The 890-nt window shown below is 39.4% G+C and carries 1 protein-coding gene; it reads left to right on the top strand.

What is annotated here, in order from left to right; translation table 11 throughout:
* Positions 1–890, top strand: an 890-nt coding sequence (locus tag LG31_RS21205) for a hypothetical protein (RefSeq protein ID WP_202963003.1), incomplete at both ends; no start/stop codon positions are given.

The raw sequence follows: 890 nt of genomic DNA, 5'->3' as shown, positions 1-890 counted from the left end.
TTTGATAATTTATTGGCACGTAGTTGTGGGTTGTTAGGTTTGTATCCTGCAACGTATGATTTTACTGCTGCCAATTTAAACCTTTTCCATTTGATAGATAATCCGGCTATCGTCCACTTGCATGGGCAGAGCCACGGTTTTTCCCAATTGAACTCTGATGAGGAGACTGCTTCTCATGCGGTACAGTTAAGCCAGTTCGTATCTGCAACTTTAAATGAATCACCTGCATTATTTATTGGTTATAGTGGGCTAGCAGATGCTTTTTTTCCACAAATTAAAGAGCATTTTTCCGGTCAGCATCGGCTATTTTGGGTTGATATGTATGATCAGGCGCCAGCGCATATTTTCAATTCTATTCTACAAGTTAAATTAGCTCACTATATGCAATGTGCAGATGGTGCCGATTTGTTTTTGATCGAGTTAGCTCGGCAGTTGGATTGTTTTCCTCCGAAGATATTTACTAATCCCTATGCACACTTGCTTGATGAGCTAAAGACAGTTACGGCATATCCACAACATTATGTTAATAAAACTGAGGGTGATGAAGATTGTGATAGTGTTCGTTTTACATCAATATCTGCTCAAGACATTTTGCAAGGACTAAAGCAACGCTTACTTGCAGCAGAAAGTAGGGAGTATGATACACAGCGTACAAACTATCTTGAATTGTATTTACAGGGTAAATATCAGGACATAATTACATCTTCTGAATCGTTTGAATCTCTGGAAGTTGCTGATCAGGTATGGGTTGCTAGGGCTTATTGGAGTTGGGCTCTTAAACAAACTGAACCAGTGCTGGAAATTGGGGTGTATGATGAACTAATCCAGCATTTTAGCAAAAGCGATGTGCCAGCGCTTCAAGAGTTTGTGGTACATGGATTGTTTAATAA

It is taken from the genome of Aeromonas lacus, from assembly GCF_000764665.1.
Lineage (GTDB): Bacteria > Pseudomonadota > Gammaproteobacteria > Enterobacterales > Aeromonadaceae > Aeromonas > Aeromonas lacus.
Note: the sequence above shows the minus strand (reverse complement) of the source record. Positions and strands in the feature narration are given on the sequence as shown.